General features: G+C 47.3%; 19 protein-coding genes, 7 tRNA genes, 3 rRNA genes and 1 pseudogene. 24 read left to right on the forward strand and 6 right to left on the reverse strand.

The window, feature by feature from the left end; all coding sequences use genetic code 11:
* Complete coding sequence (gene gcvH, locus C2745_RS00135; RefSeq protein WP_215384386.1) at nucleotides 1-393, reverse strand: glycine cleavage system protein GcvH; 393 nt, start codon at nucleotides 391-393, stop codon at nucleotides 1-3.
* Between the two features lie 81 nt (nucleotides 394-474).
* On the opposite strand from gcvH, the gene C2745_RS00140 reads away from it, so the two are divergent.
* On the forward strand, nucleotides 475-1,119 hold the full coding sequence (locus C2745_RS00140; RefSeq protein ID WP_371742988.1) for an MBL fold metallo-hydrolase: 645 nt from the start codon (nucleotides 475-477) through the stop codon (nucleotides 1,117-1,119).
* 19 nt (nucleotides 1,120-1,138) lie between these two features.
* Here C2745_RS00140 and C2745_RS00145 read toward each other — a convergent pair whose 3' ends face one another.
* The 3 genes from C2745_RS00145 to C2745_RS00155 all read right to left on the reverse strand — a co-directional run bounded on the left by C2745_RS00145 (nucleotide 1,139) and on the right by C2745_RS00155 (nucleotide 2,666).
* Entirely contained in the window at nucleotides 1,139-1,324 is a 186-nt protein-coding gene (locus C2745_RS00145; RefSeq protein ID WP_041396810.1) for a hypothetical protein, read from the reverse strand.
* 41 nt (nucleotides 1,325-1,365) lie between these two features.
* Nucleotides 1,366-2,520: a fatty acid desaturase gene (locus C2745_RS00150; RefSeq protein WP_251368333.1), complete on the reverse strand. Its 1,155-nt coding sequence runs from the start codon at nucleotides 2,518-2,520 to the stop codon at nucleotides 1,366-1,368.
* 70 nt (nucleotides 2,521-2,590) lie between these two features.
* A tRNA-Arg gene (locus C2745_RS00155) sits at nucleotides 2,591-2,666 on the reverse strand.
* 105 nt (nucleotides 2,667-2,771) lie between these two features.
* Here C2745_RS00155 and C2745_RS00160 point away from each other — a divergent pair.
* Nucleotides 2,772-3,266 (forward strand): cytochrome c5 family protein, encoded by a 495-nt coding sequence (locus C2745_RS00160; protein WP_215384388.1) that lies wholly within the window; start codon nucleotides 2,772-2,774, stop codon nucleotides 3,264-3,266.
* 39 nt (nucleotides 3,267-3,305) lie between these two features.
* Here C2745_RS00160 and rsmI read toward each other — a convergent pair whose 3' ends face one another.
* A complete protein-coding gene (gene rsmI, locus C2745_RS00165) occupies nucleotides 3,306-4,211 on the reverse strand; it encodes a 16S rRNA (cytidine(1402)-2'-O)-methyltransferase (protein WP_215384389.1) in 906 nt (301 codons plus the stop codon).
* A 106-nt stretch (nucleotides 4,212-4,317) separates the two neighbouring features.
* Between rsmI and C2745_RS00170 the strand changes: the two genes are divergently transcribed.
* Genes C2745_RS00170 through C2745_RS00180 form a run of 3 tightly spaced genes read left to right on the forward strand, consistent with a single transcriptional unit; the run spans nucleotide 4,318 to nucleotide 5,977 of the window.
* On the forward strand, nucleotides 4,318-4,920 hold the full coding sequence (locus tag C2745_RS00170; protein WP_128112924.1) for a phosphoheptose isomerase: 603 nt from the start codon (nucleotides 4,318-4,320) through the stop codon (nucleotides 4,918-4,920).
* A 31-nt stretch (nucleotides 4,921-4,951) separates the two neighbouring features.
* Nucleotides 4,952-5,602, forward strand: a complete 651-nt coding sequence (locus tag C2745_RS00175) for a BON domain-containing protein (protein WP_215384390.1) — start codon at nucleotides 4,952-4,954, stop codon at nucleotides 5,600-5,602.
* An 18-nt stretch (nucleotides 5,603-5,620) separates the two neighbouring features.
* On the forward strand, nucleotides 5,621-5,977 hold the full coding sequence (locus C2745_RS00180) for a c-type cytochrome (protein WP_251368334.1): 357 nt from the start codon (nucleotides 5,621-5,623) through the stop codon (nucleotides 5,975-5,977).
* On the opposite strand, the gene C2745_RS00185 is transcribed toward C2745_RS00180, so the two are convergent.
* The gene (locus C2745_RS00185; protein WP_215384391.1) at nucleotides 5,974-6,630 is read right to left on the reverse strand and encodes a GNAT family N-acetyltransferase; all 657 of its coding nucleotides are present in this window, start codon (nucleotides 6,628-6,630) and stop codon (nucleotides 5,974-5,976) included. The genes C2745_RS00180 and C2745_RS00185 overlap by 4 nt on opposite strands.
* A gap of 482 nt (nucleotides 6,631-7,112) precedes the next feature.
* On the opposite strand from C2745_RS00185, the gene C2745_RS00190 reads away from it, so the two are divergent.
* From C2745_RS00190 to rpsL, 19 genes and pseudogenes are all read left to right on the forward strand, one after another.
* Nucleotides 7,113-8,645: ribosomal RNA gene (locus tag C2745_RS00190) — 16S ribosomal RNA — on the forward strand.
* Between the two features lie 59 nt (nucleotides 8,646-8,704).
* Nucleotides 8,705-8,781: transfer RNA gene (locus C2745_RS00195), tRNA-Ile, on the forward strand.
* Between the two features lie 30 nt (nucleotides 8,782-8,811).
* Nucleotides 8,812-8,887 (forward strand) — tRNA-Ala (locus tag C2745_RS00200).
* Nucleotides 8,888-9,155: 268 nt separating this feature from the next.
* Nucleotides 9,156-12,029 (forward strand): 23S ribosomal RNA (locus tag C2745_RS00205).
* A 106-nt stretch (nucleotides 12,030-12,135) separates the two neighbouring features.
* Nucleotides 12,136-12,249, forward strand: a 5S ribosomal RNA gene (gene rrf / locus C2745_RS00210).
* Together the 16S, 23S and 5S rRNA genes with 5 tRNA genes alongside form the textbook arrangement of a ribosomal RNA operon.
* Nucleotides 12,250-12,354: 105 nt before the next feature.
* Nucleotides 12,355-12,439 (forward strand) — tRNA-Tyr (locus C2745_RS00215).
* A 5-nt stretch (nucleotides 12,440-12,444) separates the two neighbouring features.
* Nucleotides 12,445-12,518 (forward strand) — tRNA-Gly (locus tag C2745_RS00220).
* Nucleotides 12,519-12,539: 21 nt separating this feature from the next.
* Nucleotides 12,540-12,614: transfer RNA gene (locus tag C2745_RS00225), tRNA-Thr, on the forward strand.
* Between the two features lie 64 nt (nucleotides 12,615-12,678).
* On the forward strand, nucleotides 12,679-13,869 hold the full coding sequence (tuf, locus tag C2745_RS00230; RefSeq protein WP_128112926.1) for an elongation factor Tu: 1,191 nt from the start codon (nucleotides 12,679-12,681) through the stop codon (nucleotides 13,867-13,869).
* Nucleotides 13,870-13,882: 13 nt separating this feature from the next.
* Nucleotides 13,883-13,958, forward strand: a tRNA-Trp gene (locus tag C2745_RS00235).
* A gap of 20 nt (nucleotides 13,959-13,978) precedes the next feature.
* Entirely contained in the window at nucleotides 13,979-14,356 is a 378-nt protein-coding gene (gene secE / locus C2745_RS00240; protein WP_215384392.1) for a preprotein translocase subunit SecE, read from the forward strand.
* 9 nt (nucleotides 14,357-14,365) lie between these two features.
* Nucleotides 14,366-14,938, forward strand: a complete 573-nt coding sequence (nusG, locus tag C2745_RS00245; RefSeq protein WP_215384393.1) for a transcription termination/antitermination protein NusG — start codon at nucleotides 14,366-14,368, stop codon at nucleotides 14,936-14,938.
* A 169-nt stretch (nucleotides 14,939-15,107) separates the two neighbouring features.
* Nucleotides 15,108-15,539, forward strand: coding sequence for a 50S ribosomal protein L11 (rplK, locus tag C2745_RS00250; RefSeq protein WP_011901890.1), 432 nt, complete (start codon nucleotides 15,108-15,110; stop codon nucleotides 15,537-15,539).
* A gap of 2 nt (nucleotides 15,540-15,541) precedes the next feature.
* Nucleotides 15,542-16,243, forward strand: a complete 702-nt coding sequence (gene rplA / locus C2745_RS00255) for a 50S ribosomal protein L1 (RefSeq protein WP_215348179.1) — start codon at nucleotides 15,542-15,544, stop codon at nucleotides 16,241-16,243.
* A gap of 236 nt (nucleotides 16,244-16,479) precedes the next feature.
* A pseudogene (gene rplJ, locus C2745_RS00260) lies at nucleotides 16,480-16,995 on the forward strand (50S ribosomal protein L10); the annotation flags it as partial.
* Between the two features lie 153 nt (nucleotides 16,996-17,148).
* On the forward strand, nucleotides 17,149-17,526 hold the full coding sequence (rplL, locus tag C2745_RS00265) for a 50S ribosomal protein L7/L12 (RefSeq protein ID WP_215348181.1): 378 nt from the start codon (nucleotides 17,149-17,151) through the stop codon (nucleotides 17,524-17,526).
* 226 nt (nucleotides 17,527-17,752) lie between these two features.
* The gene (gene rpoB / locus C2745_RS00270; protein ID WP_215384395.1) at nucleotides 17,753-21,853 is read left to right on the forward strand and encodes a DNA-directed RNA polymerase subunit beta; all 4,101 of its coding nucleotides are present in this window, start codon (nucleotides 17,753-17,755) and stop codon (nucleotides 21,851-21,853) included.
* A 1-nt stretch (nucleotide 21,854) separates the two neighbouring features.
* Nucleotides 21,855-26,117 (forward strand): DNA-directed RNA polymerase subunit beta', encoded by a 4,263-nt coding sequence (gene rpoC, locus C2745_RS00275; protein ID WP_215384396.1) that lies wholly within the window; start codon nucleotides 21,855-21,857, stop codon nucleotides 26,115-26,117.
* 176 nt (nucleotides 26,118-26,293) lie between these two features.
* A complete protein-coding gene (gene rpsL, locus C2745_RS00280; protein ID WP_072582063.1) occupies nucleotides 26,294-26,674 on the forward strand; it encodes a 30S ribosomal protein S12 in 381 nt (126 codons plus the stop codon).
* Nucleotides 26,675-26,717: the final 43 nt, after the last annotated feature.

Here is a 26,717-nt window from a genome sequence, read left to right on the forward strand (position 1 = left end):
CTACGCGCCAGGGCCCGACTGATAGCTTTCTGGGCTTAGGAGTTGATTTAATTCAGCAGCAAGATTTTCTTCAGAGCTAGGTTTGATTTTGAATAGCCATACACCATAAGGCTTCTCATTCACAATCTCAGGAGAGGCATCCACCTCTTCATTGAGCGCAATAATTTCACCACTTACAGGCGCATGAATATCACTTGCAGCCTTTACTGATTCAATGACGGCGATGGCTTCGCCTTGCTTTACTTGTTGACCAAGCTTAGGCGCCTGAAAAAACATCACATCACCAAGCGCCTCTTGTGCATGGTTGCTAATGCCAACCCACACTAAGCCATCACCTTCAAGGTCGGCCCATTCATGGGTTTCAGCAAATTTAAAAGTATCTTGAGTGTTCATTGTTTATCCTTTGAGATTATTTTATGCCTAGTCTCATACACTAGAGGCTTGTTAAATAATTAACTCGTACACCGTCCAAATATGCCAATCAAATTAGGAATAGTCCCTGTTACGCCTTATGAGCAAAACTGCTCTATTTTGGTTTGCCAAGAAACCGGAGATGCTGCTGTAGTGGACCCGGGCGGGGATATTGAAAAGATCCTTGCAGGCGTTGAGCAGATGTGCGGCAGGGTTAAAAAAATCTTACTGACACATGGCCACCTAGATCATTGCGCAGCTGCTAAAGATTTGGCTGATCAGTTAGGCGTGCCTATTGAGGGACCTCAGGAAGATGAGCGTTTCTGGATTGATCAATTGCCTGAGCAAACAGTTCGCTTTGGTTTTGGACATGCCAAAGTTTTTGAGCCCGATCGCTGGTTAAATAATGGCGATCATGTGCAGGTTGGCAATGTGGATCTTGAGGTATTCCACTGTCCTGGCCACACTCCTGGTCATGTCGTATTTTTTGATAAAGAAGATCGGCTCGCGATTGTTGGCGATGTCCTATTTGCTGGCTCGATTGGCAGAACAGATTTTCCGCGCGGCAATCACGCAGACTTAATTAATGCGATCAAATCAAAGTTATGGCCCTTAGGCGACGATGTGCAATTCGTTCCGGGTCATGGACCAATGTCGACGTTTGGCCAGGAGCGAAAAACCAATCCCTATGTCGGGGATGGCGCTTAAAACTTTTACTACTCTGAAATTAGGTTTTTGCTGAACCGGTACGATGTGTACGGTTATATAAACAGCTGGCGCAGATCCAGCGTTGTTTGCGATTGCTTGTCGGAATCCATGTGCCACCCTCAAGTCGTTTTTCGCGACTGCAAGAAGAGCAAAATTTCAGGCTCTGAGAGGTTTCTTGGGTAGCTGCTGGAGTCGAGGTAGTCATGGGCAATCCGGGTAAGGCAAATCTTATACAGAAGATCTATTTTACCCGTTTTGTCCCGCTGGAGCTGGGCTCAGCACAACTCGTACTGAATCTGCTGTCTTATTGCCATCAAAATCGAGCCAAGCCTTGTTTTCGAAGTCATAAAGCTTGCACTTGCGGGCAGTATCGAAATACCAGCCCCAAGAGAACTTTTGCACAAAAATACGCTCTGGAAGGATGGTTTCCAGGGTCTGTTGGGCTTCTGGCAGTCGATACAGCGGCACGCTCATGTCTACGTGGTGGGCTGTGTGCTCCATGATGTGGTGCATTAATTTGCCCCAAATCCAGTTAAAAGTCAGATGAACCGTTGTTGACACAAATGGCTGCGCACGCAACCATTCAGATTTCTTGTCGTACCAAGAAACCTTTGGATGGGTGTGATGGACGTAGACCACGAAACCAATCATGCCGTTCCAAAACAGGAAAGGAACAGCAAAACCTGTGAGCAGTCCAATCCAAATAGATTGACCAGTTGCAATAGCGCCAGCAATTAAGCAGCCAATCCAAACAATTGCAAATGCAGTAACCAGCAAGTTGTCTTTTAAGAAGATTGGGCGATCGCCAGGTTTGTTTTGGGCATTTGGGAAGTACTCGCGCCTCCACCAAATTTCAATGAGGTAGTAGAAAACAGGGCCCCAGCCGCTACGATATAAGCGCTCTAGAGCCTTACGCCATGGGGGAAGCGCGTCATATTCAGATTTTGAAAATGGCGCCCAAACGAAATCAAAACCTTTTAAATTGGTTTGGCCATGGTGAACCACGTTGTGACCAACATCCCACAAACTGTATGGTGTGAGTGATGGCAAGAATGCGATGCGGCCTAAAACTTTATTGAGCTCACGATTGGGTGTGTAGCTTTGGTGACATGCATCATGACCCAAAATAAAGATGCGACCAGTTACAAAGCCTGCAATCAGGCCAAAGATAATTTTGAGCAGAATGCTTTCTGCAAATACAGTTCCTGCAATACAGCCAAGCCATAAAAAGGCATCAATCGCTAAGAGCATGATTGCGCGGCCAGTTTCGCCTTGCGTCATAGGAATTAGCCAGCTTCGGATAATTTTCCGGTGAGGCAACGGTGCCTCAGGTGGCAAAGGATTGGTCAGGGATGGCTCTGAAAGGGCTGAATTTAGATGTGTAGACACGATAAGAATCAATAAGTTAGGTGCAAATGATAGCTGTTTTAATGATTTTGTGCATGATGTAAGTCAAAAACCCCCTCTGTTTTGGCGCGCCCGGCAGGAATCGAACCTGCGACCCTTGGCTTCGGAGGCCAATACTCTATCCACTGAGCTACGGGCGCCAGTAGAAAATCTGGCTACCTTGCTATTGTAAGTGCCTATAACCCTACTCTCTAGTTATAATCACGGCAAACCAACCCTAAAACCCGTCTAACGATAAAAGTCCTATGAGCGAAGAGCACGGAAATCTAATTAAGTCCCCAAAACAACTCATCATCATGGTGTTTGCAAGCTTCTTTGTGCCACTCATCATTATTTTGTTGTTAATGGTGTTTGTTAACAATGGCAAGCGTGGCGATTCAACTACTACGACCGAGCAATTGATTAAGCCAGTAGCCCAGTTAAATTTCAAAGATGCTAGCGCACCAAAAGAGTTGCAGACAGGTGAGCAAGTTTATAAGGCGGTTTGTTCTTCATGCCACGCTTCTGGTGCGGCAGGCGCTCCGAAATTTGGTGATGCAGGCGCATGGGCTCCACGCTTGGGCAAAGGTTACGATGGATTGCTGACATCCGTACTCAAAGGAAAAGGCGCAATGCCAGCGCGTGGCGGTGCAAGCCCTGCCGATGTGAGCGATTATGAGTTAGGTCGTGCAGTGGTTTATATGGCAAATGGCGCGGGTGGAAAACTGCCAGAGCCTAAAGCTCCTGCCGCAGCGAAATAAAAAAGTAACGCAATAAAAAGCTGGCTACATGCCAGCTTTTTATTTCTTGTCGTCAGAACTTTTTGCATCTAAGGCAATTTGATACGCTTCTTTTTTGGAAAGACCCAGTGTCTGCGAAAGAACTGTAGCAATTTCTTTGCTGCCAAGAAAGGGGCTCAAGGCATTTGCCCACAATAGAAGTGAGGCATGTTCGGGAGCCTCGTCACTGCTGGCTGGGCGGCCAGCAACAACAATCACGAATTCACCTTTAAGGCTTTCTGCATTATCTAGCCAAGCGGCAATTTCAGATGCTTGGAGTGAAACCAATTGCTCAAATTTTTTGGTTAACTCACGACACACTAATACTGTACGCGTGGGTTCTAGTGTTGAGCCCAGCGATAGTAGAGTGTCGCGAATGTGATGAGGAGATTCAAAAAAGACGCTCGTTTTTTTGCTGCTCGAAATATCTTGAAGAATGGCATCGCACTCTTTGCTTTTGTTGGGCCAAAACCCTAAGAATTGAAAGCGCCCATCCGAATCTAACATCACAGATCCTGACGCGGAGATGGCGCATGACACAGCGCTTGCCCCGGGAATCGGAATAACTCTAAAACCCGCTTTTTGCACCGCATTAACCAGGCGGGCTCCTGGGTCTGAAACGCCAGGGGTTCCTGCATCGGAAATGTATGCCCAGCGCTCATTATTGGCAAGTCGTTGTATGACCGCCTGAGCGCCCTCTAGTTCATTGTGTTCGTGCAGGGCTACACATTTTTTATGTAGGCCAAATTGCTGCAATAGTGCCACGCTATGACGCGTGTCTTCGCAGGCTATACCATCTACTGCGTCAAGAATATGAAGGCCGCGAAGAGTTATATCACCCAGGTTGCCAATCGGTGTAGCCACCATATATAGGGCTCCAGCCGGCAAATCTTGCTGCTTTAAAAAATCTAATGAGCCTATTTCCATGGGGGTATTGTCTATGCAAGATTGGTGAATAAGCAAGAGAATACGTTGCTTTTAATGTAGGCCTGCCCCACTACAAGCGATGCGGTGTTTGGCGCATAATATTGCTATGGAAAAAAATACTACTGAACGATTGCGCCAGCGCGCTTCCCAGCATTTTTTAGATAGCATTGCCGTCAAGCAAGAGGCTGAAAAAATTCTTCCAGAATTGGTGGCACAGGGCGTGCTTGCAATGGTGGATTGTTTGCGTGCGGGCGGCAAGGTGATGGCTTGCGGAAATGGCGGCTCAGCTGCCGATGCGCAGCACTTTGCAGCAGAACTTATTGGGCGATTTGAAAGAGAGCGCCAAGAACTGGCCGCTATTGCATTAACAACAGACAGCTCGATTTTGACTGCCGTTGGAAATGATTACAGCTATGACGAGGTGTTCAGTAAACAAGTTCGTGGCCTTGGAAAAAAAGGCGACATCCTGTTAGGAATTTCTACCTCAGGAAATTCGAAGAACGTTATTAGGGCAATTGAAGCAGCGAAAAAGATGGGCATCAAAATCATCGCGTTGACTGGTAATGGCGGCGGCAAGATTGCGCAACTGTTGGATAAGGATGACGTTCATTTGTGCGCCCCATCAACTCGTACTGCTCGTATTCAAGAAACACATTTGGTTTTACTTCACGCGCTTTGTGATGGTGTTGACCACATCTTGTTGGATTAATTCTCCCTTAACCCACTTTAAAAAATATCTAATGCAAATTTCTTCACTCATTAAGTTAATTGTTGCTGTAGTTATTGCTTCGCAACTCACCGCTTGTGGTGTGCTTGCTGTTGGTGGTGTTGCTGCAACCGCCACTGTTGCTACCGATCGTCGCACCCCAGCCGTACAGGCCATTGACAAGGGAATCGAGCTTGAGGCTGAGAATGCTTTAGCAAAACGCTTTGGCGATAACGCACACATTAATGTCACCTCATTTAATCAAAAGGTTTTGCTGACGGGTGAAGTAAAGGATGCTGATATCAAAGGAGAGGCAGACGCATACTTGAAGTCAATGAAGAATGCGCGCACAGTATTTAATGAATTAATAGTTGGACCTAACAGTAGTTACACGTCACGCGCCAATGATTCTTATCTAGAGTCAAAGATTAAAACGCAAATGCTATTTACAGAAAAATTACCATCCAACTCAATGGCAATTATTGCTGAGGGAACTAGCGTTTATTTGATGGGCATCTTGACGCAAGGCGAAGCTGATATGGCGAAGAAAATTGCGAGCAACACCAATGGCGTAAAAGATGTTTATGCATACTTTGACATCATTTCTGAGGCAGAAAAAAATCGTCTAGAAAAACAAGGCAAGGCAGATGAATCACAGCCAAGCTCCCCGCCAAAATTTCAGTAAAGCGTTTTAGAAAATCCGATGATGATTTGTTTTTGGCGACATGCAAGAAGTATTTTTGTAGTCGCCATTTTCTTTTTTGGTATCGCACTCGCTCATGCTGATGAAGTTGATAGCAAGGCCTATGCGCTCGCAAAGCAAAACGCATGTTTAGGTTGTCATGCAACGAACAAAAAGATCGTTGGACCCAGTTTTCAATCTGTTGCGCAGAAATATCAGAATCAATCTGACGCACAAAGTTTTTTAAAAAACAAAATTGCTAAAGGCGGTGCAGGTTCTTGGGGTGTTGTACCCATGCCTGCGAATAGCAAATTAAGTGACGCAGATTTATCTTTATTGGCGCGCTGGGTATTGCGTGGCGCCCCAATCGGTAATTAACGAGCCATTCCCGGTCTGCCTAAGAGCCACCACCACGCTTGATTGGAGCGTTTGAGGCCTTCTTTTAAAGCGTAATCTAAGTCTGCCCATTGTTCGTTTGCAGCTTCTTCAACGATGGTTGCTGGGCTTGCTGGCGGTAACGTGAGGTAGGCATCAGCATCGCCATAAGCATATTCAACGCGCATGCCGGCCTTTTGTGCCAAATGCATCATGGCCTTGTTGTTAGATAGGCAATGAACATAGAGCGTTTCAATACGAGTATTGCGCGAATGAACCGCTGAGCGTTGTAATAAAGCGGTTCCAAGGCCCTGGGCACGGCCTTCTGGCAATACGGAAACACCAAATTCAGCAGCGCGTGCCTGACCCTTAATCTCGGGCAAATAAGCCAAATGGGCCATGCCAATCAGCTTGAGGTCAAGATCAAACACACCAAAAAGCACGTCCCTATTGAAATCAAGGCACTCTACATAGTGCGCAATGACCTCATCCGGTGTTTGGGTGCCGAAACGAAGGCGTCTATCTTCTTCATTTAGTTGAAGTAAATGATCTAATATTTCCTGACGATACCCGGCATGAAGTTCGCGGACGGGCACAGCCTGCCCTGCCGTATATGGCTTGACAGGTAAGTGATTAATCGCTTTTTTATTGTGCATAGCAATATTTTAACAGAAACAGGGGAAAAATTCAGGGTTTTCCCTTAGAGTGTGGCTTTAACGCTATAAAAACGTAGAAAAAAGGGGCTCAATTGGTTGGGCTCACCCAAAATTATCAAAAAACCAGAAATTTAAGAAAAAAGTTTAAAATTTTTTTAAAAGATAAGTAATTGTTTTTATTGAATTAATTTTTAATCTAGGAAAAAACCCTGCCTTTTTTAGGAAAAAGACTACGAAAGGTGTTGACGACCCTAAAAAAGTGGGATATAGTCTCACCTCTCTGCTGAATGTTTTTTGAAACAAGAAACAAGTCAGCCCTCTTTAAAAATTAGTCAACCGATAATTGTGGGTACTAAGTGAAAGCATCCAGTCCTTCGGGACAGATGTAAATAAATAGTACTCATAGACAGTAAAAAGATTTGGTTTTATTACCAAGTCAATTTCTTGAATGAGTGCGACGATCCGCAAGGATCACAGGAATTGAACTGAAGAGTTTGATCCTGGCTCAGATTGAACGCTGGCGGCATGCCTTACACATGCAAGTCGAACGGCAGCACGGGTGCTTGCACCTGGTGGCGAGTGGCGAACGGGTGAGTAATACATCGGAACGTACCTTATCGTGGGGGATAACGCAGCGAAAGCTGTGCTAATACCGCATACGCCCTGAGGGGGAAAGCGGGGGATCGAAAGACCTCGCGCGATTAGAGCGGCCGATGCCTGATTAGCTTGTTGGTGGGGTAAAAGCCCACCAAGGCGACGATCAGTAGCTGGTCTGAGAGGACGATCAGCCACACTGGGACTGAGACACGGCCCAGACTCCTACGGGAGGCAGCAGTGGGGAATTTTGGACAATGGGGGCAACCCTGATCCAGCAATGCCGCGTGAGTGAAGAAGGCCTTCGGGTTGTAAAGCTCTTTTGTCAGGGAAGAAACACCGGCTCTAACACAGTCCGGGAATGACGGTACCTGAAGAATAAGCACCGGCTAACTACGTGCCAGCAGCCGCGGTAATACGTAGGGTGCGAGCGTTAATCGGAATTACTGGGCGTAAAGCGTGCGCAGGCGGTTATACAAGACAGGCGTGAAATCCCCGGGCTTAACCTGGGAATGGCGCCTGTGACTGTATAGCTAGAGTGTGTCAGAGGGGGGTAGAATTCCACGTGTAGCAGTGAAATGCGTAGATATGTGGAGGAATACCAATGGCGAAGGCAGCCCCCTGGGATAACACTGACGCTCATGCACGAAAGCGTGGGGAGCAAACAGGATTAGATACCCTGGTAGTCCACGCCCTAAACGATGCTGACTAGTTGTTCGGGATTTACATCCTGAGTAACGTAGCTAACGCGTGAAGTCAGCCGCCTGGGGAGTACGGTCGCAAGATTAAAACTCAAAGGAATTGACGGGGACCCGCACAAGCGGTGGATGATGTGGATTAATTCGATGCAACGCGAAAAACCTTACCTACCCTTGACATGTCACTAACGAAGTAGAGATACATTAGGTGCTCGTAAGAGAAAGTGAACACAGGTGCTGCATGGCTGTCGTCAGCTCGTGTCGTGAGATGTTGGGTTAAGTCCCGCAACGAGCGCAACCCTTGTCTTTAGTTGCTACGCAAGAGCACTCTAAAGAGACTGCCGGTGACAAACCGGAGGAAGGTGGGGATGACGTCAAGTCCTCATGGCCCTTATGGGTAGGGCTTCACACGTCATACAATGGTGCATACAGAGGGTTGCCAACCCGCGAGGGGGAGCTAATCTCAGAAAATGCATCGTAGTCCGGATCGTAGTCTGCAACTCGACTACGTGAAGCTGGAATCGCTAGTAATCGCGGATCAGAATGTCGCGGTGAATACGTTCCCGGGTCTTGTACACACCGCCCGTCATACCATGGGAGTGGGTTTTGCCAGAAGCCGTTAGCCTAACCGCAAGGAGGGCGACTGCCACGGCAGGGTTCATGACTGGGGTAAAGTCGTAACAAGGTAGCCGTATCGGAAGGTGCGGCTGGATCACCTCCTTTCTAGAGAAAAGATGCTGGATCTATAGTGCCCACACTTATCGGTTGACAATAAAAGCCACGGGTCTGTAGCTCAGCTGGTTAGAGCACTGTGTTGATAACGCAGGGGTCGTAGGTTCGAGTCCTACCAGACCCACCACCAGCCAGAAACAAGACTTAGTGGGACGTTGGGGGATTAGCTCAGCTGGGAGAGCACCTGCTTTGCAAGCAGGGGGTCGTCGGTTCGATCCCGTCATCCTCCACCATCATCTAAATGTCAAAACTAAGCGATTTAACGATTGTTTAGTTTTGCCATTTATGGCTGTTCTTTAAAAATTTGAGTAAGCAAAGTGTCAAATGTTTCTTTGAGAGGACATTTGACAATGTAATAAGGGTAAAGATTGAATCATCAATCAGTAATACAAACGAGTTTTACCAAGTTCTTAACAAAGTACTTACAGTTTGGATTACGGCAAACATGTCAGAAGTAGAAGTAAAACCTGTAACAGGTACTAGCAATGGTGCTCGTTATAGGATCAAGTGAATAAGTGCACATGATGGATGCCTTGGCGATTACAGGCGACGAAAGACGTTATAACCTGCGATAAGCCCCGGGGAGCTGGTAAATAAGCTTTGATCCGGGGATTTCTGAATGGGGAAACCCACCACTTTTGTGGTATCCATACCTGAATACATAGGGTATGAGAAGCGAACCTTGTGAACTGAAACATCTAAGTAGCAAGAGGAAAAGACATCAACCGAGATTCCCAAAGTAGTGGCGAGCGAAATGGGAAGAGCCTTCTAGTGATAGCTCAGTAATTAACAGAATGGAATGGAAAGTCCAACAATAAAGGGTGATAGTCCCGTATGTGAAAATTATTGGGTGGTACTAGGCTAGAGACAAGTAGGGCGGGACACGTGAAATCCTGTCTGAATATGGGGGGACCATCCTCCAAGGCTAAATACTCGTAATCGACCGATAGTGAACAAGTACCGTGAGGGAAAGGCGAAAAGAACCCCGGGAGGGGAGTGAAATAGATCCTGAAATTGTGTGCATACAAACAGTAGGAGCCTCGTAAGGGGTGACTGCGTACCTTTTGTATAATGGGTCAGCGACTTACATTCAGTAGCAAGCTTAACCGAATAGGGAAGGCGTAGCGAAAGCGAGTCCGAATAGGGCGCTAGTTGCTGGGTGTAGACCCGAAACCAGTTGATCTATCCATGGCCAGGTTGAAGGTGCGGTAACACGTACTGGAGGACCGAACCCACTAACGTTGAAAAGTTAGGGGATGAGCTGTGGATAGGGGTGAAAGGCTAAACAAAACTGGAAATAGCTGGTTCTCTCCGAAAACTATTTAGGTAGTGCCTCGTGTATCACTGTAGGGGGTAGAGCACTGTCATGGTAGTGGGGTCCATTGCGGATTACTGCGCCATAGCAAACTCCGAATACCTACAAGTGCAAGCACGGGAGACAGACATCGGGTGCTAACGTCCGGTGTCAAGAGGGAAACAACCCAGACCGCCAGCTAAGGTCCCTAATATATGCTAAGTGGGAAACGAAGTGGGAAGGCTAAAACAGTCAGGAGGTTGGCTTAGAAGCAGCCATCCTTTAAAGAAAGCGTAATAGCTCACTGATCGAGTCGTCCTGCGCGGAAGATGTAACGGGGCTAAGCATATAACCGAAGCTGCGGATCACAGTAATGTGATGGTAGGAGAGCGTTCTGTAAGCCTGTGAAGGTGTCTTGTAAAGGATGCTGGAGGTATCAGAAGTGCGAATGCTGACATGAGTAGCGATAAAGGGGGTGAAAAGCCCCCTCGCCGTAAGCCCAAGGTTTCCTGTTCAACGTTCATCGGAACAGGGTGAGTCGGCCCCTAAGGCGAGGCAGAGATGCGTAGCTGATGGGAACAAGGTTAATATTCCTTGACCATTGTTAGATGCGATGGGGGGACGGATCGCGGAAAGTTGTCCGGGTGTTGGAAGTCCCGGTTCTTGCGTTGGAGATGGCTATTAGGTAAATCCGGTAGCGTAATTCAAGGGCGTGAGACGAGCGAATTTATTCGCGAAGCAATTGGAAGTGGTTCCAAGAAAAGCCTCTAAGCTTCAGTCTAACAAGACCGTACCGCAAACCGACACAGGTGGGCGAGATGAGTATTCTAAGGCGCTTGAGAGAACTCAGGAGAAGGAACTCGGCAAATTTGCACCGTAACTTCGGGATAAGGTGCGCCCTTGTAGTTTGACCGTGAACAACGGAAGGACGAAAGGGTTGCAATAAAAAGGTGGCTGCGACTGTTTAATAAAAACACAGCACTCTGCAAACACGAAAGTGGACGTATAGGGTGTGACGCCTGCCCGGTGCTGGAAGATTAAATGATGGGGTGCAAGCTCTTGATTGAAGTCCCAGTAAACGGCGGCCGTAACTATAACGGTCCTAAGGTAGCGAAATTCCTTGTCGGGTAAGTTCCGACCTGCACGAATGGCGTAACGATGGCCACACTGTCTCCTCCTGAGACTCAGCGAAGTTGAAATGTTTGTGATGATGCAATCTACCCGTGGCTAGACGGAAAGACCCCATGAACCTTTACTGTAGCTTTGCATTGGACTTTGAATCGGTCTGTGTAGGATAGGTGGGAGGCGTTGATAACAGGATGCTAGTTCTGTTGGAGCCAACCTTGAAATACCACCCTGATTTATTTGAGGTTCTAACCTTGGCCCGTTATCCGGGTCGGGAACAGTGCATGGTAGGCAGTTTGACTGGGGCGGTCTCCTCCCAAAGTGTAACGGAGGAGTACGAAGGTACGCTTGGTACGGTCGGACATCGTACCTAAAGTGCAATGGCAAAAGCGTGCTTAACTGCGAGACCGACAAGTCGAGCAGGTGCGAAAGCAGGTCATAGTGATCCGGTGGTTCTGTATGGAAGGGCCATCGCTCAACGGATAAAAGGTACTCTGGGGATAACAGGCTGATACCGCCCAAGAGTTCATATCGACGGCGGTGTTTGGCACCTCGATGTCGGCTCATCTCATCCTGGGGCTGTAGCCGGTCCCAAGGGTATGGCTGTTCGCCATTTAAAGAGGTACGTGAGCTGGGTTTAAAACGTCGTGAGACAGTTTGGTCCCTATCTGCCATGGGCGTTGGAGATTTGACGGGGGCTGCTCCTAGTACGAGAGGACCGGAGTGGACATTCCGCTGGTGTACCTGTTGTTTCGCCAGAAGCATCGCAGGGTAGCTATGAATGGAAGAGATAACCGCTGAAAGCATCTAAGCGGGAAACTTGCCTGAAGATGAGATCTCCCGTAGGTTTAACCTACATAAAGGGTCGTTGAAGACCACAACGTTGATAGGTCGGGTGTGGAAGTGCAGTAATGCATTAAGCTAACCGATACTAATTGCCCGTTAGGCTTGATCCTATAACCAGCACTATTGTGTTGGATGTTTGCCAGATTTAATCTGCATCCTTATTACATGCTTACTCAAATGGAGTTGTTGATTTAATCAGCAACTCAACCCTCTACGCCCGGTGACCATAGCGAATTGGAACCACTCCTTCCCATCCCGAACAGGACAGTGAAACGATTCTACGCCGATGATAGTGCGGATTACCCGTGTGAAAGTAGGTAACTGCCGGGCACCAATGCGACGCCCAGACCCTTTTAGGTCTGGGCGTTTTTACTTGTGCAAAGCGTTTAGAGAGATTGACAGAAACTCCATTTGGAGTCAGAATATTGGGTTCGCGGAGGGGTGTCCGAGCGGCTAAAGGAGGCAGACTGTAAATCTGTTGGCTACGCCTACGTAGGTTCGAATCCTACCCCCTCCACCAGATGTGCGGGATTAGTTTAATGGTAAAACAGCAGATTTCCAATCTTCGGTCAAGAGTTCGATTCTCTTATCCCGCTCCAGAATTTGTTGCATTAGATTACGCCCATGTGGCTCAGTGGTAGAGCACTCCCTTGGTAAGGGAGAGGTCGGCAGTTCGATCCTGCCCATGGGCACCATGTTTGATTTTATTAATTGTGTATTTCGTGTTTGGTTTAAGAGTTAACTAAAGGCAGATTAAAAATGGCAAAAGAAAAGTTCGAGCGGACAAAACCGCACGTAAACGTAGGCACCATCGGTCACGTTGACCACGGTAAAACCACATTGACAGCAGCAATCGCAACCGTGCTTTCTAAAGCATTCGGTGGCGAAGCAAAAGCATACGATCAGATCGATGCTGCTCCTGAAGAAAAAGCACGTGGTATTACGATTAACACAGCACACGTTGAGTACGAGACAGCTAACCGTCACTACGCTCACGTTGACTGCCCAGGACATGCTGACTACGTTAAGAACATGATTACTGGTGCTGCTCAGATGGACGGCGCAATCTTAGTTTGCTCTGCTGCTGACGGCCCAATGCCACAAACTCGTGAGCACATCCTCTTGGCACGCCAAGTTGGTGTTCCTTACATCGTAGTTTTCCTCAACAAGTGCGACATGGTTGATGACGCTGAATTGCTCGAGTTAGTTGAAATGGAAGTTCGTGAGCTTCTATCTAAGTACAACTTCCCTGGCGATGACACACCAATCATCCAAGGTTCTGCTAAGTTAGCCCTTGAAGGCGACGAAGGCAAATTGGGTAAAGAAGCCATCATGAAATTGGCTGAAGCACTCGATACATATATCCCAACTCCAGAGCGTGCTGTTGACGGCGCGTTCTTGATGCCAGTAGAAGACGTGTTCTCTATCTCCGGTCGCGGTACTGTTGTAACAGGCCGTATCGAGCGCGGTATCGTTAAGGTTGGTGAAGAGATCGAAATCATCGGTATCAAACCAACACTCAAGACAACTTGTACTGGTGTTGAAATGTTCCGCAAATTGCTCGACCAAGGTCAAGCAGGCGATAACGTTGGTATCTTGTTACGCGGTACAAAACGTGAAGAAGTTGAGCGCGGCCAAGTATTGGCTAAGCCAGGTTCAATCACCCCACATACTCACTTTACAGCCGAGGTTTACATCTTGGGTAAAGATGAAGGTGGCCGTCATACTCCATTCTTTAACAACTATCGTCCACAGTTCTACTTCCGTACAACGGACGTAACTGGTTCAATCGAGTTGCCAAAAGACAAAGAAATGGTTATGCCTGGTGATAACGTAACTATTACCGTAAAACTCATCGCTCCTATCGCGATGGAAGAAGGTTTACGTTTTGCGATCCGTGAAGGTGGCCGTACTGTTGGCGCCGGCGTGGTTGCAAAGATTTTGGCTTAAGTCGTTTTTATAAAGGGGTGTAGCTCAATTGGCAGAGCGTTGGTCTCCAAAACCAAAGGTTGGGGGTTCGATGCCCTCCGCCCCTGCCACAAATTGAACTGAAAGCAAAATGTCTCAACAAACAGTTAGTCACTCTGAAGAAAAGAGCAGCTGGGTCTCCGGACTCGCTGCTTTAATCGTCGTTGCAGCGCTAGTCCTGTACTACACGCTGATCGATCAATCTTTGCTGGTGCGCTTGGCAGTTTTGTTTGGCGGCATTGCGGTTGCGGTTTTGATTGTGGCGATTTCACCGGATGGGCGTCGTTTTATCGCCTATGCAAAAGATTCTTGGTATGAAGTAAAAAAGGTTGTTTGGCCGACTCGTAAAGAGACGACCCAGATGACTCTAGTCGTATTTGGCTTTGTTCTGATCATGTCCCTGTTTTTATGGTTCGCAGACAAATTAATTGAATGGCTAGTTTTTTCAGTCTTTTTGGGCTGGAAGTGAGTAAGAAAAATGATTGATTCTGAAGTCGCCCCAAATCCACAAGCTACCGGCAATATGCGCTGGTACGTTATTCACGCCTATTCTGGAATGGAAAAGAGCGTTAAAAAAGGCCTTGAAGAGCGTATTGCACGTTCTGGCATGCCTGAAAAATTTGGCCGAATTTTGGTCCCCTCCGAAGAGGTGGTTGAGATCAAATCTGGCGCAAAATCTGTTACTGAGCGTCGTTTTTTCCCAGGATATGTCCTGATTGAGATGGAAATGACCGATGAAAGCTGGCATTTGGTGAAAAATACGCCAAAAGTGACTGGTTTCGTAGGTGGCGTTCGCAACCGTCCAAGCCCGATTTCTACGGCAGAAGTTACCAAAATCATGGATCAGATGCAGGCTGGAGTTGATAAACCTAAGCCTAAGACCCTGTTTGAGGTGGGTGAGATGGTTCGCGTTAAAGAAGGTCCGTTTACAGACTTCAACGGAAACGTTGAAGAAGTGAATTATGAGAAGTCAAGATTGCGCGTTTCTGTTACAATTTTTGGCCGCGGTACCCCAGTTGAGCTGGAGTTCGGCCAAGTAGAAAAGATGTAAAAACAAGGACTTAGTCCGGTTTTGCAGTTTAGAAGTAAAGGTAGTTTTAGATGGTTATATAGATTTTGTATTTAACCGAGGAGCGGAGCTAGAAAGCCAAAAACTAGCGAAGCGTTTACTCAACGGCGGTCTTTCCTTATGAGGTTAGGCGCGCTTTAAGGAGCAACACATGGCAAAGAAGATTATTGGCTTTATTAAGCTGCAGATCCCTGCAGGTAAAGCAAATCCATCACCACCCGTAGGTCCAGCATTGGGTCAACGCGGTCTTAACATTATGGAATTCTGTAAGGCGTTTAATGCTCAAACTCAGAGCATGGAACCTGGCCTGCCAATTCCAGTCGTGATTACAGCGTTCGCTGATAAGAGCTTCACATTCATCATGAAGACTCCTCCAGCAACCATCATGATTAAGAAGGCTGCGAAGATCGAAAAAGGATCACCACGTCCCCATACCGATAAGGTAGGAAAAATTACACGTGCTCAAGCGGAAGAAATCGCTAAAGCAAAAATGCCAGATTTGACAGCGGCCGATATGGATGCAGCCGTTCGCACAATCGCTGGTAGCGCCCGTTCCATGGGCATCACTGTGGAAGGTCTCTAATCATGACTAAATTATCTAAACGCGTAAAAGCAATTCAATCTAAAGTTGATCGCAATAAGTTCTATTCATTAGACGACGCATTGAACCTCGTTAAAGAGTGTGCAACTGCTAAGTTTGATGAGTCTATCGACGTTGCTGTTCAGTTGGGTATTGATGCTAAGAAATCTGACCAAGTTGTGCGTGGCGCAGTGGTGCTCCCAGCTGGTACAGGTAAGCATGTTCGTGTAGCAGTTTTTGCACAAGGCGAGAAGGCTGAACAAGCTAAAGCTGCTGGTGCAGAAATCGTTGGCATGGAAGATCTTGCTGAACAAATTAAAGGCGGCAAAATTGATTTCGATATTTTGATCGCATCTCCAGACACAATGAAAATTGTTGGTACTTTAGGTCAAGTATTGGGCCCACGTGGTTTGATGCCGAATCCAAAAGTTGGAACAGTTACTCCTGACGTTGCTACTGCAGTTAAAAATGCAAAAGCTGGTCAAGTTCAGTTCCGTGTGGACAAAGCCGGCATCGTGCACGCAAGCATTGGCCGTCGTTCATTCGAACCAACTGCATTGAAATCTAACTTGCTCGCATTGCTCGAGGCTTTGAATAAAGCGAAGCCACCTGCATCAAAGGGTATTTATTTAAAGAAGGTTGCCGTAAGCAGCACCATGGGTGCAGGCGTGCGCGTAGACCAAGCATCGTTACAGGCCGCAGCTTAATTAGCTTGTAACAAAAAAGAACTTTGGGTCGACTCCTGCTCTTGTAGTGAGAGTCGAACATCAAAGACCGTTGGTGAATTAGTTGCTAATACAGAGTTAATTCTTAATCGTTACGAAAGTAATAGCCAGCGCAGATGGCGACCCTGAAAAGATTTTCACAAGAACTTTGTGAACAAATGATCAGACGCTGGTGTGTAACCCCAACTGGAAACAGTTGGTTTTTATGGAGTTAAACCGTGCCTTTGAATGTACAAGACAAAAAAGCGATTGTTGCTGATGTCGGCGCTCAATTGGCTGGAGCCCAAACTGTCGTGCTCGCTGAATACCGTGGTATTCCAGTAGAGCAGTTGACAAAGCTACGTGCTAGCGCACGTGACCAAGGTGTATATCTTCGCGTTTTGAAGAACACATTGGCACGCCGTGCTGCACAAGGCACTCAGTTTGAGCCTCTTGCTGATTCGATGGTTGGCCCCTTGATTTACGGCATCTCTGCTGATCCGATTGCTTCGGCAAAAGTATTGCAGGGCTTTGCTAAGACTCAAGATTTGCTAGTCATTAAAGCTGGCTTATATAACGGCAAGTTGTTAGACGTTGCAGGCGTAAAAGCCCTTGCAACAATTCCAAGCCGCGACGAGTTGTTATCTCAGTTGTTGGGTGTGATGTTGGCACCTGTCTCTGCGATGGCTCGCGTATTGGGCGCAGTAGCAGCACAAAAGGCAGCTGGAGCACCCGCTCCCGCAGCAGCACCTGCAGAAGTAGCAGCCCCAGCAGCAGTAGCCGCTGAAGCCGCTCCAGAAGCAGCCGCTGAGCCTGCAGCCGCAGCCCCAGAAGCTGGAACAGAAGCAAACGAAACCCCTGCCGCTGAATAAGCGACAGATTAACTATTTAAGTATTAGGAGCTAAAAATGGCGATTACTAAAGAAGAAATCATTGAAGCAGTAGGTAGCATGTCCGTTATGGATTTGAACGACTTGGTTAAAGCGTTCGAAGAGAAGTTTGGCGTATCAGCTGCAGCTATGGCTGTTGCTGGTCCTGCAGGCGGTGGCGCTGCAGCTGGTGGTGGCGAAGAGCAAACAGAATTTACTGTTAACTTGCTCGAAGCTGGCGCAAACAAGGTTTCAGTAATTAAGGCAGTTCGCGAAATTACTGGTCTTGGCTTGAAAGAAGCTAAGGACTTGGTTGACGGTGCACCGAAGCCAATCAAAGAAGGCGTTGACAAGAAAACTGCTGAAGAAGCTAAGAAGAAGCTTGAAGAAGCTGGCGCTAAAGCAGAACTCAAGTAATACACACAATGCTGGCGCCTCTCACAAAGGGGCGTTAGCCATGTTGGGTTTGACCTCTAGAGGTCAAACCCGATTTCATTTCTGATTGAAATCGGGTTTGCCTTCTGATACGACTGCAGAATGCAAGTTTGGTCGGACACTAGATCTATCGGTTTAGTGTTGTCCGCCAGTGATTGGTAGTGGCCAATCGCCAAATCTTTGTACAGTCGCTGAATTCGGAGATGAAATGAACTATAGCTTCACCGAACGCAAGCGAGTCCGTAAAAGCTTTGCTAAGCGAGTAAACAACCACCAGGTTCCGTACCTGATCGCAACGCAGCTGGAATCCTACGCTAAATTTTTACAGGCTGATAAGCCGGCAATGTCTCGTCTTACTGAGGGACTTCAAGCTGCCTTTACATCAGCATTCCCAATTGTGTCTAACAACGGCTATGCACGTATGGAATACGTGTCTTACCAGTTATCACAACCACCATTTGACGTTAAAGAATGTCAACAACGTGGTTACACATACCACTCCGCCTTACGCGCAAAAGTTCGCTTGATTATTTATGATCGCGAAGCGCCTACTAAGGTTAAAGAGGTAAAAGAGAGCGAAGTCTACATGGGTGAAATTCCACTCATGACAGAAAACGGCTCTTTTGTGATCAATGGTACTGAGCGCGTGATCGTTTCTCAGTTGCACCGTTCCCCAGGCGTGTTCTTCGAACACGATAAGGGCAAGACACACAGCTCAGGCAAGTTGCTGTTCTCAGCACGCATCATTCCTTACCGTGGTTCATGGCTTGATTTCGAGTTTGATCCAAAAGATATTCTCTATTTCCGCGTTGACCGTCGTCGTAAGATGCCTGTGACCATTTTGCTCAAAGCAATTGGTTTAAACAACGAACAGATTCTTGCGAACTTCTTTAACTTTGACCATTTCGCATTGACTGCTAACGGCGGTTCAATGGAATTTGTGCCAGAGCGTTTGCGTGGTCAGTTGGCTAGCTTTGATGTGCTCGACAAGAATGGCGTTGTAGTCATTCAAAAAGACAAGCGTATCAATGCAAAGCATATCCGCGAACTCGAAGCTGCAAAAACAAAAACAATCGCTGTACCAGATGACTATTTAATTGGTCGCGTAGTTGCACGCAATATTGTTGATCCAGACTCTGGTGAAATTTTGGCGTACGCTAACGATGAAATCACTGAAGAGTTGTTGGCGACATTGCGCGATGCAGGTATCAAGCAACTAGAAACCATCTATACCAATGATTTGGATTCTGGTGCGTACATTTCTCAGACATTGCGTACTGACGAAACTGCGGATCAAATGGCTGCTCGTATCGCCATCTACCGCATGATGCGTCCTGGTGAGCCTCCAACAGAAGATGCTGTTGAGGCCTTGTTCCAGCGCTTGTTCTACAGTGAAGATACTTACGATTTGTCACGTGTTGGCCGTATGAAGGTCAACAGCCGTTTGAACCGTCCAGAAATGGAAGGCCCAATGGTTCTGTCAAACGAAGATATTCTCGACACTATTAAATCTCTCGTAGATTTGCGTAACGGCAAAGGCGAAGTAGACGATATCGATCACTTAGGTAATCGTCGTGTACGTTGCGTTGGCGAATTGGCTGAAAACCAATTCCGCGCTGGTTTGTCACGTGTTGAGCGTGCGGTTAAAGAACGTCTCGGCCAAGCCGAAACAGAAAACCTCATGCCGCATGACTTGATTAACAGCAAGCCAATCTCTTCTGCTATTCGTGAGTTCTTCGGCTCTTCACAGTTGTCCCAGTTTATGGACCAAACCAACCCACTTTCAGAGATCACGCACAAGCGTCGTATTTCTGCATTGGGACCTGGTGGTTTAACACGCGAGCGTGCAGGCTTCGAAGTGCGCGACGTGCATCCAACCCACTATGGACGTGTTTGCCCAATCGAAACTCCAGAAGGACCAAACATTGGTTTGATCAACTCACTCGCGTTATTTGCGCGTTTGAATGAGCATGGGTTCCTTGAGACTCCATACCGCAAAGTTTCCAACAGCAAGGTAAGCGATGAAGTGGTTTACCTCTCTGCGATTGAAGAAGCTAAGTATGTGATTGCTCAGGCAAACGCAACGATCGACAAGAGCGGTAAGTTGGCCGATGAATTGGTTTCAGCTCGTCAAGCCGGTGAGACTATGATGGTTAGCCCAGAGCGCATCGATTTCATCGACGTTGCTCCTAGCCAGATCGTTTCTGCTGCTGCTTCACTCGTTCCATTCCTAGAGCACGATGATGCGAACCGTGCGTTGATGGGTGCGAACATGCAGCGTCAAGCAGTTCCTTGCTTGCGTCCAGATAAGCCATTGGTTGGTACAGGTTTAGAGCGTATTGTTGCAGTTGACTCCGGCACTGTTGTATTAGCAGCGCGTGGCGGTAACGTTGATTACGTTGATGCGAATCGTGTTGTGATTCGTGTGAACGATGATGAAACTGCAGCTGGTGAAGTTGGTGTGGATATTTACAACCTCATCAAGTACACCCGTTCAAACCAAAATACCAACATCAACCAACGACCAATCGTAAAGGTTGGCGATCGTGTAGCCCGCGGCGACGTAGTTGCTGACGGTGCATCTACCGATTTAGGTGAATTGGCTTTGGGTCAAAACATGACTGTGGCATTTATGCCATGGAACGGTTACAACTTCGAAGATTCAATCTTGATCTCTGAAAAAGTTGTTGCTGATGACCGCTACACCTCTATTCATATTGAAGAGTTGTCAGTGGTTGCTCGTGACACCAAGCTAGGTTCAGAAGAAATTACACGCGATATCTCCAATTTGGCAGAGTCACAACTCTCCCGTTTGGATGAGAGCGGTATTGTTTATATCGGTGCTGAAGTAGAAGCTGGCGACGTATTGGTTGGTAAGGTAACTCCAAAGGGCGAGACTACTCTCACTCCTGAAGAGAAGCTCCTCCGTGCGATCTTCGGTGAAAAGGCGTCTGATGTTAAAGATACTTCTTTGCGCGTTCCATCAGGAATGATCGGCACTGTTATTGATGTTCAAGTCTTCACCCGTGAAGGCATTGAGCGCGATGCACGTGCGCAGTCGATCATTCAAGAAGAATTGCAACGCTATCGTTTGGACTTAAACGACCAGTTGCGTATTGTTGAGGGCGATGCCTTCATGCGTTTAGAAAAGATGTTGATTGGCAAAGTTGCCAACGGCGGTCCTAAGAAATTAGCTAAAGGCACCAAGATCGACAAGGAATACCTTGCTGATTTGGACAAATACCATTGGTTCGATATTCGTCCGGCAGATGACGAAGTTGCTTCACAAGTTGAGGCAATCAAATCTTCTATTGAAGCGAAGCGTAAACAGTTTGACGAAGCTTTTGAAGAAAAGCGCACCAAGCTTACCCAAGGCGATGATTTGCAGCCTGGTGTAACGAAGATGGTTAAGGTGTACTTGGCCGTTAAGCGTCGCTTACAGCCTGGTGACAAGATGGCTGGTCGTCACGGTAACAAGGGTGTGGTTTCTAAAATCGCTCCTGCGGAAGACATGCCATTTATGGCTGACGGACGCCCTGTAGACATCGTCTTGAACCCACTAGGCGTTCCTTCTCGTATGAACGTTGGTCAGATCTTGGAAACCCACTTAGGTTGGGCTGCTCAAGGTATTGGCAAACGTATCGATGAAATGGTTCGTCAACAAGCTAAGCAAGCTGAACTGCGTAAGTTCTTCAAGCAGCTTTATAACGAAACTGGTCGTCAAGAAGACATCGACAATTTCACTGATGAGCAAATCAATGTGTTGGCTGAGAATCTCCGCCAAGGCTTGCCATTTGCAACGCCAGTGTTTGACGGTGCTACTGAGGCTGAAATCGGTCGCATGCTCGAGTTGGCATACCCAGAAGATGTTGCTGCATCCTTGCAGATGACGCCTTCACGCCAGCAAATGGTTCTGTTTGATGGTCGTACTGGTGATCAGTTCGAGCGTCCTGTAACCGTTGGCGTAATGCACGTCTTGAAACTCCACCACTTGGTTGATGACAAGATGCATGCTCGTTCAACTGGACCTTACTCTTTGGTAACGCAACAGCCATTGGGCGGTAAAGCTCAGTTCGGTGGTCAGCGCTTTGGTGAGATGGAAGTCTGGGCCCTCGAAGCATACGGTGCTTCATATGTCTTGCAGGAAATGCTGACAGTGAAGTCCGATGACGTCGCAGGCCGTACCAAGGTTTACGAAAACATCGTCAAGGGCGAGCACACGATTGATGCTGGCATGCCCGAATCCTTCAACGTGCTGGTAAAAGAAATCCGTTCGTTGGGTATTGACATTGACATGGAGCGCAACTGATATGAAAGCATTGCTCGATTTATTTAAGCAAACGCAGGGCGAAGAGCAGTTTGATGTCATCAAAATTGGTCTCGCATCTCCTGAGAAAATTCGCTCATGGTCTTTTGGTGAAGTACGCAAACCAGAAACCATCAACTACCGGACTTTTAAGCCCGAGCGTGATGGCTTGTTTTGTGCCAAGATTTTTGGACCAACTAAAGACTACGAGTGCTTATGCGGTAAGTACAAGCGCTTAAAGTTCCGTGGCGTTATCTGCGAGAAGTGCGGCGTTGAAGTTACTCTCGCTAAGGTACGTCGTGAGCGCATGGGCCACATTGAGTTGGCAGCCCCTGTAGCGCACATCTGGTTCTTGAAGTCCTTGCCATCCCGTTTGGGCATGGTTCTCGATATGACATTGCGTGATATCGAGCGCGTACTCTACTTTGAAGCATATGTAGTTGTTGATCCTGGCATGACTCCTGAAGGCGCAATGAAGCGTGGTCAGATCATGTCTGAAGATGAATACATTGCCAAGACTGAAGAGTATGGTGACGGTGCATTCACTGCAATCATGGGCGCGGAAGGTATTCGTGATCTCTTGCGTTCGATTGACATTGATCGCGAAGTAGAGACTATTCGCGCTGATTTGAAAGCTACTGGTAGCGATGCCAAGATCAAGAAATACGCTAAGCGCTTAAAAGTGCTCGAGGCGTTCCAGACTTCAGGTATTAAGCCTGACTGGATGATCATGGAAGTATTGCCAGTATTGCCACCTGAATTGCGCCCATTGGTGCCTTTGGATGGCGGTCGCTTTGCTACCTCCGATTTGAACGACCTCTATCGTCGTGTGATCAACCGTAACAACCGTTTGAAGCGTTTGTTAGAGTTGCGTGCACCAGAGATCATTGTTCGTAACGAAAAACGCATGTTGCAAGAAGCGGTTGACTCATTGCTCGACAACGGTCGTCGCGGTAAGGCTATGACTGGCGCTAATAAGCGTCCTCTCAAGTCCTTGGCTGAGATGATTAAAGGTAAGAGCGGTCGTTTCCGTCAAAACTTGCTGGGTAAACGCGTTGACTACTCTGGTCGTTCAGTCATCGTGGTTGGCCCTACATTGAAATTGCATCAGTGCGGCTTACCAAAATTGATGGCCTTGGAATTGTTCAAGCCATTCATTTTCAACAAGCTTGAAACTTTGGGAATTGCAACCACTATCAAGGCTGCGAAGAAAGAAGTTGAAAGTCAGACTCCAATCGTTTGGGACATTCTCGAAGAAGTAATTCGTGAACATCCAATCATGTTGAACCGTGCTCCTACATTGCACCGTCTCGGTATTCAGGCTTTCGAGCCAATGCTGATTGAAGGTAAAGCAATCCAATTGCACCCATTAGTCTGCGCGGCATTTAACGCTGACTTTGACGGTGACCAAATGGCGGTTCACGTTCCTTTGTCGCTCGAAGCGCAAATGGAAGCACGTACATTGATGTTGGCTTCGAACAACGTATTGTTCCCAGCTAACGGCGAGCCATCTATTGTCCCTTCACAGGACGTGGTGTTGGGTCTGTACTACGCTACACGTGACAAGATCAACGGTAAGGGCGAAGGCATGGTTTTCGCCAACATTACTGAAGTAGTGCGTGCATACGAAGCAGGTCAAGTTGAATTGGCCTCTCGTGTTGCTGTGCGTATTACTGAGTATGAGATTGTGGACAAGAAGGCAGAAGGCGATGCGCGTTTTGCTGAGAAAACCAAGATCTATCAAACATCAGTTGGCCGTGCAATCTTGTCTGAGATTTTGCCTAAAGGCATGTCTTTCGAGGAAATTAACAAGCCTTTGAAGAAAAAAGAAATCTCACGTTTGATCAACACATCATTCCGTAAGTGCGGTTTGCGTGAAACAGTGATTTTTGCTGATCGTCTATTGCAGTCTGGTTTCCGTTTGGCAACTAATGCTGGTATCTCTGTTGCGATCGACGATATGTTGATCCCAACATCCAAAGAACGCATCATTACTGATGCTTCTGCCAAGGTTAAGGAGTATGACAAGCAGTTCATGTCAGGTCTCGTAACCAATCAAGAGCGTTATAACAACGTGGTTGATATTTGGGGTGCCGCAGGTGACCAAGTTGGTAAGGCAATGATGGATGAGTTGTCACACGTTGACGTGCTCGACCGTAATGGCAAAACTGTGCGTCAAGAATCCTTTAACTCCATCTACATGATGGCGGATTCTGGTGCCCGCGGATCTGCAGCGCAGATTCGTCAGTTGGCTGGTATGCGTGGTTTGATGGCTAAGCCTGATGGCTCCATTATTGAGACCCCAATTACTGCGAACTTCCGTGAAGGTTTGAACGTGTTGCAGTACTTCATCTCAACCCACGGTGCTCGTAAAGGTCTAGCCGATACAGCGTTGAAGACAGCGAACTCTGGTTACTTGACACGTCGTTTATGTGACGTAACTCAGGATCTCGTGGTTATCGAAGAAGATTGCGGCGCAACTTCTGGCGTAACGATGAAGGCGCTTGTTGAAGGCGGCGAAATTATCGAAGCATTGCGCGATCGTATTTTGGGTCGTGTATGTATCGGCGACATCGTTCACCCTGACACACAAGAAGTTATCGTTCCTAACGACACATTGCTCGATGAAGATCATGTTGATCAAATCGTTGCATTGGGTATCGACGAAGTTAAAGTTCGCACAGTATTGTCTTGTTTAACTCGCTTTGGTTTGTGCGCTAAGTGCTACGGACGTGATCTAGGTCGCGGTGGTTTGGTGAACGTTGGTGAAGCAGTAGGCGTTATCGCTGCTCAGTCTATCGGTGAGCCAGGCACACAGTTGACTATGCGTACCTTCCACATTGGTGGCGCAGCTTCACGTGCGTTGGTTGCAAGCAATATCGAAGCTAAATCAAACGGCTCTTTGAAGTTCTCTGGAACGATGCGCGTTGTTAAAAACGCAAAAGGTGAGCAGATCGTGATTTCACGTTCTGGCGAAGCCTTGATCGTTGACGAGAATGGTCGCGAGCGTGAGCGTCATAAAGTGCCTTACGGTGCAACTCTCTTGTTGAAAGAAGATGCAGCAGTGAAGGCCGGCGCAAGCTTGGCGACATGGGATCCATTAACACGTCCGATTATCTCTGAGTACGCTGGTATCGCTCGTTTCGATAACGTCGAAGAGGGTGTAACTGTTGCTAAGCAGGTTGACGAAGTTACCGGTCTTTCCACTTTGGTGGTTATTGACGGTAAGCGTCGCTCTGCAGCAAGCAAAGGCGTTCGCCCAATGATCAACTTGGTTGATGACAAGGGCAACGAAGTCATGATCGCCGGCACTGATCATCCAGTAAACATTGGCCTCCAAGTAGGCGCTTTGATTACCGTTAAGGATGGCCAAAAGGTTGAAGTTGGTGAAGTATTGGCGCGTATTCCAATCGAATCACAGAAGACTCGTGACATTACCGGTGGTTTGCCTCGCGTTGCAGAATTGTTCGAAGCACGTTCACCAAAAGACGCAGCAGTCTTGGCGAAAGTTACTGGAACAGTTTCATTCGGTAAAGAAACCAAAGGTAAACAGCGTTTGGTGATTACCGATATGGACGGCGAAGCAAATGAATTCTTGATTCCTAAAGAGAAGCAAGTTCTCGTTCATGACGGTCAAGTTGTGAACAAGGGCGAGATGATTGTGGAAGGCCCTGCTGATCCACATGACATCTTGACTCTCAAAGGCATCGAAGAGTTGGCTATCTACATTGTTGACGAAGTTCAGGACGTTTATCGTCTCCAGGGTGTGAAGATTAATGACAAGCACATTGAGGTTATCGTGCGTCAGATGTTGCGTCGTGTTCAGGTAACTGATCCAGGCGATACATCATTCATCACTGGTGAGCAGGTTGAGCGTTCTAAGTTGTATGACGCAAACGATGCTGTGATTGCCCAAGGTAAGCACCCAGCTCAGTTCGATAACGTGTTGCTTGGTATTACTAAGGCATCCTTGTCGACCGATAGCTTCATTTCAGCGGCTTCTTTCCAAGAAACCACCCGTGTATTGACCGAAGCCGCAATTATGGGCAAAACCGATACACTCCGTGGCCTCAAGGAAAACGTCATTATTGGTCGTCTGATCCCAGCTGGTACCGGCTTGTCTTACCGCCGTGCACGCAAGGTCAGAGAGCAATTCGAGCGTGATCGCGCTCAAATGATTGCCGCCGAAGAGGAAGCAATGGCCAATATGCCTGTAGAAATAGAGGCTGAAGTCGTTGCTCCTACTGGGGAGGCTGATCCAAGCTAATTTGGCAAATCTGGCCTGAATAGGCCAGTTTTTCCCCTCGAGGTTGACGGGAAGGGCTGGCCAGGCTAGAATGCTGAGTTCTACTGATTCAGAAGAGGGTCTTTTTGACCTAGAAATTCTCTAAGTCATTGATTTTCTTGAAGAAAGCAACAAAGAAGTACTAACCGAGCTATTTTATGCCAACAATTAATCAATTAATACGCAAGCCAAGATCCAGGCTTATCGTTAAAAGCAAGAGCCCTGCACTGGAAAACAGTCCGCAGCGCCGTGGTGTTTGTACACGTGTGTACACCACTACTCCTAAAAAGCCTAACTCTGCGCTTCGTAAAGTAGCCAAAGTTCGCTTAACCAATGGTTTTGAAGTTATTTCATACATTGGCGGTGAAGGCCATAACCTCCAGGAACACTCAGTAGTATTAATCCGCGGTGGTCGTGTAAAGGATTTGCCAGGTGTTCGTTACCACATCGTTCGTGGCTCACTTGACTTGCAAGGTGTTAAAGACCGTAAGCAATCACGTTCCAAGTACGGTGCTAAGCGCGCCAAGAAATCTGCTTAATCTTTCAATAGATTTTTGCTGAAGCATTTGTAGTAAGTCTTCG

This window comes from Polynucleobacter sp. AP-Kolm-20A-A1 (assembly GCF_018688315.1).
In the GTDB taxonomy this organism is placed as follows: domain Bacteria; phylum Pseudomonadota; class Gammaproteobacteria; order Burkholderiales; family Burkholderiaceae; genus Polynucleobacter.

What these genes read in the sequence shown, in the direction of transcription:
- C2745_RS00140 (WP_371742988.1), top strand. Translation starts at nt 475, where the DNA reads ATGCCAATCAAATTAGGAATAGTCCCTGTTACGCCTTATGAGCAAAAC.
- C2745_RS00160 (WP_215384388.1), top strand. Translation starts at nt 2,772, where the DNA reads ATGAGCGAAGAGCACGGAAATCTAATTAAGTCCCCAAAACAACTCATC.
- C2745_RS00185 (WP_215384391.1), bottom strand. Translation starts at nt 6,630, where the DNA reads ATGCACAATAAAAAAGCGATTAATCACTTACCTGTCAAGCCATATACG.
- C2745_RS00145 (WP_041396810.1), bottom strand. Translation starts at nt 1,324, where the DNA reads ATGACTACCTCGACTCCAGCAGCTACCCAAGAAACCTCTCAGAGCCTG.
- tuf (WP_128112926.1), top strand. Translation starts at nt 12,679, where the DNA reads ATGGCAAAAGAAAAGTTCGAGCGGACAAAACCGCACGTAAACGTAGGC.
- secE (WP_215384392.1), top strand. Translation starts at nt 13,979, where the DNA reads ATGTCTCAACAAACAGTTAGTCACTCTGAAGAAAAGAGCAGCTGGGTC.
- C2745_RS00170 (WP_128112924.1), top strand. Translation starts at nt 4,318, where the DNA reads ATGGAAAAAAATACTACTGAACGATTGCGCCAGCGCGCTTCCCAGCAT.
- nusG (WP_215384393.1), top strand. Translation starts at nt 14,366, where the DNA reads ATGATTGATTCTGAAGTCGCCCCAAATCCACAAGCTACCGGCAATATG.
- C2745_RS00180 (WP_251368334.1), top strand. Translation starts at nt 5,621, where the DNA reads ATGATGATTTGTTTTTGGCGACATGCAAGAAGTATTTTTGTAGTCGCC.
- rpoB (WP_215384395.1), top strand. Translation starts at nt 17,753, where the DNA reads ATGAACTATAGCTTCACCGAACGCAAGCGAGTCCGTAAAAGCTTTGCT.
- rpoC (WP_215384396.1), top strand. Translation starts at nt 21,855, where the DNA reads ATGAAAGCATTGCTCGATTTATTTAAGCAAACGCAGGGCGAAGAGCAG.
- rsmI (WP_215384389.1), bottom strand. Translation starts at nt 4,211, where the DNA reads ATGGAAATAGGCTCATTAGATTTTTTAAAGCAGCAAGATTTGCCGGCT.
- rplA (WP_215348179.1), top strand. Translation starts at nt 15,542, where the DNA reads ATGACTAAATTATCTAAACGCGTAAAAGCAATTCAATCTAAAGTTGAT.
- gcvH (WP_215384386.1), bottom strand. Translation starts at nt 393, where the DNA reads ATGAACACTCAAGATACTTTTAAATTTGCTGAAACCCATGAATGGGCC.
- rplK (WP_011901890.1), top strand. Translation starts at nt 15,108, where the DNA reads ATGGCAAAGAAGATTATTGGCTTTATTAAGCTGCAGATCCCTGCAGGT.
- rplL (WP_215348181.1), top strand. Translation starts at nt 17,149, where the DNA reads ATGGCGATTACTAAAGAAGAAATCATTGAAGCAGTAGGTAGCATGTCC.
- C2745_RS00175 (WP_215384390.1), top strand. Translation starts at nt 4,952, where the DNA reads ATGCAAATTTCTTCACTCATTAAGTTAATTGTTGCTGTAGTTATTGCT.
- rpsL (WP_072582063.1), top strand. Translation starts at nt 26,294, where the DNA reads ATGCCAACAATTAATCAATTAATACGCAAGCCAAGATCCAGGCTTATC.